This window comes from Mailhella massiliensis (assembly GCF_020741395.1).
GTDB lineage: Bacteria > Desulfobacterota > Desulfovibrionia > Desulfovibrionales > Desulfovibrionaceae > Mailhella > Mailhella massiliensis_A.
On record NZ_DYZA01000251.1, the window covers coordinates 1 to 3,010 of the forward strand.

Below are 3,010 nucleotides of genomic sequence, written 5' to 3' on the forward strand. Positions count from 1 at the left end.
AAAAAAGAGCCGGGGCCCGCGCCCCGGGGATACCGTGCACCCTGCCCGCGGGACACGCCGCCGGATACCGTGCGGGCATGGCGGGCAGTTTTCCCCTTGCGGGGCAGGGGAAAGCCGCCTGTTGCGGCTTCCACGACGGGGCCTTCCCCATGCCCGGCAAGGCGGGGCTCAGGCGCGGCCCCCGCCGGGCCGGGGAGAGGCCCCGCGCTCCCGGGCATAGGCTTCCACTTCTTCGCGCAGCCAGTAGGTGAAGCGCCTGCCCGGCCTGCGGCGTGGCCGGGGAAACTTCGGCCTGACCTGCGACCATTTCCACACCGAGGAGCGGGCACAGCCGAGCATGGCGGCGACTTCGCGGTCGCGCAGCCAGGAAGAACACTTTTCCATGAATACCTCCCGGAAAAAAGTAACGGACAGCTTGAGCCTATACGGGACCTTTGCAGCGGCACAGCTCCGGGCAAAAAAAAAGTGCCCTGATCCGGGAGAAGCGGGGCGCGGGCTGTTGCCGGGGAGACGGGTACGGGCGCGCCGGAGCTTTTCCGGTGCATGGGGGAGGCCAGCGGAAGAGGCGGGCGCATCTTTTTTCCCGGTCTCCATGGGGGCTGCCAGGTTTGTGACGCGCCGGAAAAGCAACGGCTTGAAAGGCCGGAGCCGGATCTGGCGCGGCATGCGGCTCTCCGCAGTATGACGGCAAAAACGGCCCCGCGCAGCGCGCGGCTCAGGCGGGGCAGCGTTCCGGTTGCCGGTGCGGGAGGCTGCATGGGGAAAGGGGGCGGCCTTCCGGCAGAAGCCGCCGCTTTCCGCCCCGGAAGTCCGGGCCTGCGCCGCCGGCCTCAGAGGCAGGTCCCGTCAATGGCCTCCAGGATTTCCGGCGCATATCCTCCCGGCTGATATACTCCTCCAGAGAGAGCATGAGGGCGTCGGAGGCCAGGCACGCGCTTGCAGAAGCAAGGATGCCGCCGAGGACGCCGCCCGCGCCGGGAACCACGGAACCGGCTGCCGCGCCCATACCGGCTCCGGCGATAAAGGCTCCTCCTGTGGCGGCCCGGAGGCCAGCTTCCCGGCCGCCAGTTTGGCAATGGTGGCGGCGGCCGCTTTGGTGACCGGTTTGCCCGGGGCCCTGGCCGCAACCACGGCGGCAAGGGAACTCATGCCCGAGCTCATGAGCATGCGGTTGCGGAAGTTGAGGGGGGAGGCGTCCTGAAGGTTCAGAAAGGCCTCCGGGAGCGCCAGCACGCGCATGCCGCCGGGGGACTGTTCGGGCAGCCTGTACTCGGCCTTCGTTTCGGCGATGCGGGCATCGTACTCATCCATGAGCCGCCTGAGGCGTGCGAGATCGAGCTCAAATCCCGCCGTGTCGATACCGTGCTGCAGTTTTTCCGTCAGCTTCTGCGCCCATGAGCATTTTGGCGATGCGCGCATATTCCCCCCCCCAGGATGTAGTACCAGTCGAGGAAAAGGTCGACTCGGCCCTCATGGCTCCGCATATCCGTGCCTGCCCGAGGAGGGCTTCCCGGCTGCCGTAGTCGCTCCTGAGGCGCTGGAGCTCGTCGTAACATTCCCTGCGGTACAGAAATCCGTCCAGTTCGACGACGTATTCTGTGGCGGTATTCCTTATCGCGGCCATGTTTTCCCGGACGGCGCAGTTGCCCGCTCCTGCGCCCAGGCAGGCGAAGACAAATGCGGCGGCCAGGAAAAGCAGCGTGCCGGCAACGGAGTACAGGAACACGTTCTTTTTCTCGCAGGGGGGAACATGGGTGGAATGTATGCAGGGGGGGATGAAGACACGCCCCAGCTCCGACGGAGGAAGAAAGCACAGGGAGAAGACAGCCATGAGGCTGAGGAAGAAACAACGGAAAAAATCGCCGTGAGCCCATAGCACAGGATGCTGCCCGACAGCATCCGCGACAGAAGATAGTTTTCGCAGGTCTGAAGATCTGCCGACCAGGCCGGAACATAGTTGATGATGTTGCTGCCCGTGCCCGGCACATACTGCCTTGCGGCTGTTGTACAGGGGAAAGCCGTAGTATCCCAGCCACGCCGCCCCGATCTGGAGGAGGGCAGACTACCGCTACCCCCGACAGGGTGCAGGCCATGCCCCATATGCAGCACAGCAGCGAAGCGTACTGCGAAGTAGTCCAGCGCACCGCGAGGCTGTAGATGAACGGCGCGGCCGGAATTCCGGCGCAGAGGATGCACAGATCCACCGGATTCATCCCGACCGCTCCCAGCATGGCGGCAGCCACGCTTGCCAGAAAGAGCAGGACGCGCCTGGAATGGGCCCATGCCATGATGCTGCCGGAGCGGAAGCAGCGCATATTCTTCGTCCGGCCGATGCCCCTGCACGAGAAGAGCACCGCCGCCGGAGCGAAAAAAAACAGCATCATGCACACAAGCATGAACAGCACGGGCATGCGGAAAAGAACATGCCGCATCAGCGCAAGCGGCGCCATGTACGCCACGGCAAGGAGGAACAGCGTCTTCCCGGGCCGGATATGAAGCCTTTCCCCCTTTTCTGCCGTGAGGGTTTTCCAACCGAAAGACAGACTTGCAATCATGGATTCTCCTTCCTGAGCGGTATGCCGCAGGCGTAGTGTCCGTGCGCCCGCACGGCAAAGAGGCGCCCTTTTTTGAGGAGGGATCCCGTTTTTCTTTACGGAATTTAAGGAGGGAGATTTCGGGAAGAGCACGGAAATGTTCCGGCCTGCCGAAGCTTCCCCGGAGCTTTCTTGCGAAGCGCCGGGTTCTTGCGGAAGGGCCGGGCAGCCGGGGCAGGCGTGAGGCTCCGGCGGGGGGGCCTTGGGCTTCGGCGGCGCGGTAAACCCTGCGGAAGGCAGGGAACTTCATCCGCCGAAGGCGCTGCGCACGGCGCGGGAGGGGCACACGGGGCGCATGGCGGCGGGCTGCCGGGAGGAAGGATTGCTCAGCCCAGCATGGGGATGAGGCAGGAGAGCAGCAGAAGGGCCATGACGGCGTTCATGAGGGCGGCGTGGGCGCGGAAGAAGCGCTGGAG

Annotated in this window: 4 protein-coding genes; 1 reads left to right on the top strand and 3 read right to left on the bottom strand. The window is 65.0% G+C overall.

The window, feature by feature from the left end:
• Window positions 1–168 precede the first annotated feature (168 nt).
• The 3 genes from K8W16_RS12145 to K8W16_RS12155 form a co-directional block, all read right to left on the bottom strand.
• The gene (locus K8W16_RS12145) at window positions 169–384 is read right to left on the bottom strand and encodes an AlpA family phage regulatory protein (protein ID WP_304124246.1); all 216 of its coding nucleotides are present in this window, start codon (window positions 382–384) and stop codon (window positions 169–171) included.
• A 462-nt stretch (window positions 385–846) separates the two neighbouring features.
• A complete protein-coding gene (locus tag K8W16_RS12150; RefSeq protein ID WP_304124249.1) occupies window positions 847–1,419 on the bottom strand; it encodes a hypothetical protein in 573 nt (190 codons plus the stop codon).
• Entirely contained in the window at window positions 1,340–1,726 is a 387-nt protein-coding gene (locus tag K8W16_RS12155) for a hypothetical protein (protein WP_304124251.1), read from the bottom strand. The genes K8W16_RS12150 and K8W16_RS12155 overlap by 80 nt, the downstream gene beginning before the upstream one ends.
• A 464-nt stretch (window positions 1,727–2,190) precedes the next feature.
• On the opposite strand from K8W16_RS12155, the gene K8W16_RS12160 reads away from it, so the two are divergent.
• Window positions 2,191–2,496 (top strand): hypothetical protein, encoded by a 306-nt coding sequence (locus tag K8W16_RS12160; protein WP_304124253.1) that lies wholly within the window; start codon window positions 2,191–2,193, stop codon window positions 2,494–2,496.
• The last annotated feature ends 514 nt before the right edge of the window (window positions 2,497–3,010 follow it).